This is a genomic window from Kitasatospora sp. NPDC085895, from assembly GCF_040702125.1.
In the GTDB taxonomy this organism is placed as follows: Bacteria; Actinomycetota; Actinomycetes; order Streptomycetales; family Streptomycetaceae; genus Kitasatospora; species Kitasatospora arboriphila.
In genome coordinates, this window is sequence record NZ_JBFBJY010000181.1 from 1 (window position 1) to 5281 (window position 5281).

The following is a 5281-nucleotide window of genomic DNA, read 5'->3' on the forward strand; positions in this document are numbered from 1 at the left end:
GGAGGCCGTCCACGCCCTCCCGGTCGGTGGTGGTGTCGTCCGCGAAGCGACGGTCACCGGTCGCGTCGGGCACGTACTTCACACAGACAACGATCCTCAAGCTCACGGCCTGTCTCCTGTACTGGTCCTGTCCGGCGGCTGCGGCTGTGCAGTCGGGCGGAACGCACGCTCCTGCCCGCACGCGGGCCGCGTCTTCCTGTGCCCGTCCGGAACTTCCTGGCAGCATACTCGCCAGTAGCTCAAACAGGCTACTGGCGAGTAGCTTAGCGCTGCGATGCCCGGACGGGGCGTCCCGACCGCCGCCGCACTCCCTGGCCGGCAGGCTTCCGGGACGGCTGCACTGCCGTCTGCGCCCATCCTGCCCCAGGCGGCGCCCGGTACCACCTGACCGGGCGGCAGATCCGCTGTGAGATTGAAGGTCTTGACAACGCCGACGATGATCGGCGCGGCCGCCACCGCCCGTCCGGGCCGGTCAGACCGCCTCTCCGAGCGCCGCGACGACGTCCGCCCGGCGCGGCTGGCCCGCGGCGCGGCGGATCACCCGGCCGGTCGCATCGAGCACCAGTACGGTCGGCGTGCGCAGGATGTCGAGCCGGCGCACCAGGTCGAGCCTGGACTCGGCGTCGATCTCCACGTGGGCCACGCCCTCGACCATCCCCGACACCTCGGCGAGCACCCGGCGGGTCGCCCGGCACGGCTGGCAGAACGCGGTGGAGAACTGCACCAGCGTCGCCCGGTCCCCCAGTTCGCCGCCCAGGTCCGCCGCCGTGAGCCGCACCGCCGCCCCGTCCTTCACCCGCAGCCTTCCGTCCCGGTGCGCGCGCAGCAGCCCGAAGGCGCTCGCCAGCACCAGTACCGCACCGCACACCACCCAACCGGTCATCGCTCCAGTGTCCCGCACCGCTGCGGAGCCTCCGGAACCCGTACCCCTCCGGGGCCCGCTCCACCAGGTGGACAGCGTTCGCCCCGCGGCCCCGCCGGCCCTACCATCGCCGGATGGACTCGCCCCGACCCCGGCTGCCCCGGCTGACCTCCCGCCGGGTGGTCGACCTGTGCCGGGCCACCGCGTCGCGCTGTCGCTGACCGCGGCCGCCCCGGGGCTCCGGAGAAGCCCCGGGATGCCGGCCAGTCGTCCCCGACCGGTTCGCGTCCCAGGAGTCCCTTCGTGCTGATCGACCCGCGCGGCCCGCGCTTCGCCGCCGCGCTCACCTCCGTCGTCCTCGCCGCCGCCATGATCACCGGCAGCGGCGCCCTGCTCGCCCTGCAGTCCGTCGCCTTCGCCGTCGGCGCCCTCGCCGGCCTGCAGCGCTCGCCGTACGGCCTGCTCTTCCGGGTACTCGTCCGGCCCCGGCTCGCCCCGCCGCGGGAACTTGAGGACGCCCGGCCGCCGCGCTTCGCCCAGGCCGTCGGCCTCGCCTTCGCGCTCGTCGGCACCCTCGGCTTCCTGTCCGGCGCCGACTGGCTGGGCCTCGCCGCCACCGGGCTGGCCCTCGCCGCGGCCTTCCTCAACGCCGCCTTCGGGTACTGCCTCGGCTGCGAGGCGTACCTGCTGCTGCGGCGCGGCACCGACCGCGTCGGCGCACGGGCCTGACCCGTCCCGGCCGCCGGCCTGCCCCGGTCACGGCCGTAGGACGGCCGCAGGCCGAGGCGGCCGGCCGGAGTGACCTGCCGGAGCGACCCGCCACTGGTCACCGGGTGAGATGCAGCTCTCACGTGACGTAAGCCTCGCCGCCGATTCCCGCCTCGCGGACGCCGCCGCGTGACATCGGGCACGTCTTCGGGGGATCATCGGGCTGAAACACCCGTGGCCGCCGCGGCGTGCCGCGCCCTCGCCGGTCGGCCCCGACGGCCCGGGTACCTCCGGACCGGGCATCAGGCCCGACGAGAAGTAGGGCTGACCGTGGCTGAGTTCGTGTACCCGCCGGTGATCCGCGCCGCCTTGACCGCGTTCAAGGCGCTCGACCTGCGCGTCTCCGTCGTCGGAGCCGAGCACGTCCCCGCGACGGGCGGCGCCGTCCTGGTGAGCAATCACATCAGCTACCTCGACTTCATCTTCGCCGGCCTCGGCCCCTGGCGCGGCGGCAAGCGGCTCACCCGCTTCATGGCCAAGGACGACGTCTTCAAGCACCGCATCTCCGGCCCGCTGATGCGCGGCATGCGGCACATCCCGGTGGACCGCACCGACGGCCAGCCCGCCTACGACGCCGCCGTCAAGGCGCTGCGCGAGGGCGAGATCGTCGGCGTCTTCCCCGAGGCCACGATCAGCCGCTCCTTCATGCTCAAGAAGTTCAAGACCGGCGCCGCCCGGATGGCCGCCGACTCCGGCGCGCCGCTGCTGCCCGTGATCCTCTGGGGCACCCAGCAGCTGTGGACCAAGGGCCGCCCCAAGACCCTCACCAAGCGGCACGTCCCGATCACCGTCATGATCGGCGAGCCGATCGAGCTCACCCCGCAGGACAAGCCGGTCATGGTCACCCGCCGCCTGCGTGCGGCCATGAGCGAGATGCTGGACCGCGCCCAGCGCGAGTACCCCGCCAAGCCGTCCGGCGAGGACGACACCTGGTGGGTCCCGGCCCACCTCGGCGGCACCGCGCCCACCCTGGAGGAGGCCGAGGCCGCCGAGGCCGCGGAGGCCGCCGCCAAGGCGGAGCGTGCGGGCGAGTCCGGCTGACCCTCCCGCCCGGCGTACGGACCGCTCGGCGTACGGACCGCTCGTCCCGTACGCCGGTCGGCCGGTCGCATGGGTACCACGCGCGTGTCACCGACGGTTCGGCATCCCCTATCTGACACAGTGGCAGCTCTCGCAGGGGGCTCGACCGCTTCCGGGGCCGAGCCGACGGCAGCCGCATCGCCTTCGGCCGCGGCTGGGGCGCCGTCGACACCTCCGCGGACCAGATCCAGTACAGCGACATCTACGTGATGGACGCGACCGGCGCGAACCCCGCCGGCTCACCACCCTCACCCAGGACCAGCCCTACGCCAGGAACGTCGACGACCCGGCGTGGTCCCCGACGGCAGCGGCACCACCACCCTGCTGTCCGGCTCCCCCGACGTCTTCTACGGCATCCCCTCCTACGCGCCGGACGACACCGCCATCGCCTTCGCCAAGGCGACCCTCCCGGGCCAGGCCGACATCTTCACCATGCATCCGGACGGCACCGCCGTCACCCCCGTGACCCGGACCGCCGACACCTGGGAGAGCCGCCCGACCGGGGCACCGCGGTGCCCTGACCAGCAGCCCCGACCGCCACGCCCCTGCCGGCCACTCGGTAGGGTCGTGGCGCATGACGACACCTCAGCTCTCCACCGCCACCGAGCGGGACGCCCTCTGCGGGTTCCTCGACAAGCAGCGGGCCGCCCTGCTCCGCACCCTGGACGGAGTCTCCGAGGAGGATGCCCGGAAGGCGCCCACCGCCAGCTCCCTCAGTCTGCTCGGCCTGCTGAAGCACAACGCCCTCTGGGAGCGCCGCTGGTTCCAGGTGATCCTGGCCGGCCGGCACTTCCCCGACGAGTGGCCGCACGTCGAGGACGGTGCGGAGGACGACTTCGTCCTCGGCGAGCACGACACCCTCCCGCACTGGCTCGCGTACTACCGGGAGCAGGTCGCCACCGCCCGCGGGATCGTCGCCGCCACCGACCTCGACGCCCCCTGCGCCTGGCCGAAGCTCGCCCACCGCAACCTCCGGTGGGTCCTCCTCCACATGATCGAGGAGGTCGCCCGCCACGCGGGCCACGCCGACATCATCCGCGAGACCCTCGACGGCACCCGCAGCAGCTGAGGCCCGCCTGGACGATGACTTCTGACGTCGTCTCCGGCATGGCCGCACCGGTCACGGGGAAGCCCCGCCATGAGCCGCACCCGCGGATCACGCACGGAGCCCACTCCCCCGACGACCCGGATGGCCGTCGACCTCGTCTACGAGTCGCACTCCACCACCACCGACAACGAAGCCGGCATCGCCACCGGACGGCTCCCGGGCCGGCTGTCCGACCTGGGCCGGCGCCAGGCCGCCGAGCTGGGCGAACGCCGCCGCGGCGGCGGATTCGCCGCGGTGTTCACCTCGGACCTGCACCGGGCCGTGGAGACAGCAGCCCTCGCCTTCCCCGACGGCCGACCGCCCGTCCACCAGGACCGGCGGCTCCGCGAGTGCGACTACGGCGAGCTGAACGGCGGACCCGCCGCACACGTCGCCGCACGCCGGACCGACTGCCTCGACGTACCCTTCCCCGGCGGGCAGAGCTACCGCCAGGTCGTACGGGCCACCGCCGACTTCCTCCGGGAGGTGGCCGCCACGTACGACGGCCGCCGGATCCTGCTGATCGCCCACTCCGCCAACCGGTGGGCCCTGGACTTCCTGCTCACCGGAGTCCCCCTGGAGGAGATCCTCCGGGATCCCCCGGCCTGGCGCCCGGGCTGGCACTACACCGTGCCCGCGGGCTGGGCTCCACCGCCGTGACCGGTCGTCAGTCCTCGTCGAACGGCTCGTCACTCCAGCGGAACCACACCTGGTCGCCGTCGATGTGCAGCAGGAACTCCGCGACCGGTCCCTCCGGGGAAGAGAGGGTCAGCGCCTCGGCGATCCGGTCGTACGCCTCGTCGAAACGCTCCTCGTGCTCCTCGGCCTCCAGCAGGGCGAGCGTCTCGGCGAACCACGGCGCCACCGCGGGGTAGCCCGGCCCGGGACGGAACGTCCCCGCCAGCCAAGGGAAGTCCGCCTCACCGATCTCTATCTCGCCGACGAGCTCGGCCCCTCGTGTCAACCGCCAGACCTCGCCGTGCATCTCAGTGCTCCTCCCCTGGTGTGGTCCGCATCCTGCCACGACCGCGGACCAGGCCCTGGTGGACCGCCCAGCAGCCTCCCGCACCGACGGCGTACCAGAGCAGATCCGGCACGTTGAACGTCGACCCCAGGACGAACCGCGCCGCCGTGCTCTCCGCCGACCACCGCGCCGGCAGGCCCGTCAGCTGGAAGAACTCCACACACCAACTCAGCAGCAGTGCCACCCCGGCGGCCCTGCCCGGCCTGATCCGCGGCGCCACCATCACCACCAGGACGTACACGAGCACGGTGTACAGCGCATCACCGCCGTACTTCGCCACCGCCCCGCTGCCCACGGCCCGCAGTCCCAGCCCCGCAACCACGGTCAGCACGCCGGCCAGAGCCGCGCCCCGACGCATTCCACGCACCCCGCGCTCCTCCTACCCGGAAATGCGAGAAGCCCCGCCCGGGGTCCCCGGGCGGGGCTTCTCTCAAGAATTGTTCGGCGGCGTCCTACTCTC

7 protein-coding genes and 1 pseudogene are annotated in these 5281 nt (G+C 73.3%); 4 read left to right on the top strand and 4 right to left on the bottom strand.

What is annotated here, in order from left to right; translation table 11 throughout:
- Positions 1-106: pseudogene (locus tag AB0442_RS41725) on the bottom strand (electron transfer flavoprotein subunit beta); the annotation flags it as partial.
- A 366-nt stretch (positions 107-472) separates the two neighbouring features.
- A complete protein-coding gene (locus tag AB0442_RS41730; protein ID WP_344625155.1) occupies positions 473-883 on the bottom strand; it encodes a thioredoxin family protein in 411 nt (136 codons plus the stop codon).
- Between the two features lie 282 nt (positions 884-1165).
- Between AB0442_RS41730 and AB0442_RS41735 the strand changes: the two genes are divergently transcribed.
- From AB0442_RS41735 to AB0442_RS41750, 4 genes are all read left to right on the top strand, one after another.
- The gene (locus AB0442_RS41735) at positions 1166-1591 is read left to right on the top strand and encodes a DUF4395 domain-containing protein (RefSeq protein ID WP_366168740.1); all 426 of its coding nucleotides are present in this window, start codon (positions 1166-1168) and stop codon (positions 1589-1591) included.
- Positions 1592-1900: 309 nt separating this feature from the next.
- Positions 1901-2671, top strand: a complete 771-nt coding sequence (locus AB0442_RS41740) for a lysophospholipid acyltransferase family protein (protein ID WP_344625153.1) — start codon at positions 1901-1903, stop codon at positions 2669-2671.
- 613 nt (positions 2672-3284) lie between these two features.
- On the top strand, positions 3285-3779 hold the full coding sequence (locus AB0442_RS41745; protein ID WP_366168741.1) for a DinB family protein: 495 nt from the start codon (positions 3285-3287) through the stop codon (positions 3777-3779).
- 69 nt (positions 3780-3848) lie between these two features.
- Positions 3849-4457 carry a histidine phosphatase family protein gene (locus tag AB0442_RS41750; protein WP_366168742.1) on the top strand — a complete coding sequence of 203 codons (609 nt, stop codon included), beginning with the start codon at positions 3849-3851 and terminating at the stop codon, positions 4455-4457.
- 7 nt (positions 4458-4464) lie between these two features.
- Here the strand turns inward: AB0442_RS41750 and AB0442_RS41755 are convergent, their stop codons facing one another.
- Complete coding sequence (locus AB0442_RS41755) at positions 4465-4782, bottom strand: hypothetical protein (RefSeq protein ID WP_366168743.1); 318 nt, start codon at positions 4780-4782, stop codon at positions 4465-4467.
- 1 nt (position 4783) lies between these two features.
- Positions 4784-5179 carry a DUF2809 domain-containing protein gene (locus AB0442_RS41760; RefSeq protein WP_366168744.1) on the bottom strand — a complete coding sequence of 132 codons (396 nt, stop codon included), beginning with the start codon at positions 5177-5179 and terminating at the stop codon, positions 4784-4786.
- Positions 5180-5281: the final 102 nt, after the last annotated feature.

Bases quoted from the DNA above. Each gene is read 5' to 3' on its own strand.
- AB0442_RS41730 (WP_344625155.1), bottom strand. From the start codon at position 883: ATGACCGGTTGGGTGGTGTGCGGTGCGGTACTGGTGCTGGCGAGCGCC.
- AB0442_RS41745 (WP_366168741.1), top strand. From the start codon at position 3,285: ATGACGACACCTCAGCTCTCCACCGCCACCGAGCGGGACGCCCTCTGC.
- AB0442_RS41750 (WP_366168742.1), top strand. From the start codon at position 3,849: ATGAGCCGCACCCGCGGATCACGCACGGAGCCCACTCCCCCGACGACC.
- AB0442_RS41755 (WP_366168743.1), bottom strand. From the start codon at position 4,782: ATGCACGGCGAGGTCTGGCGGTTGACACGAGGGGCCGAGCTCGTCGGC.
- AB0442_RS41760 (WP_366168744.1), bottom strand. From the start codon at position 5,179: ATGCGTCGGGGCGCGGCTCTGGCCGGCGTGCTGACCGTGGTTGCGGGG.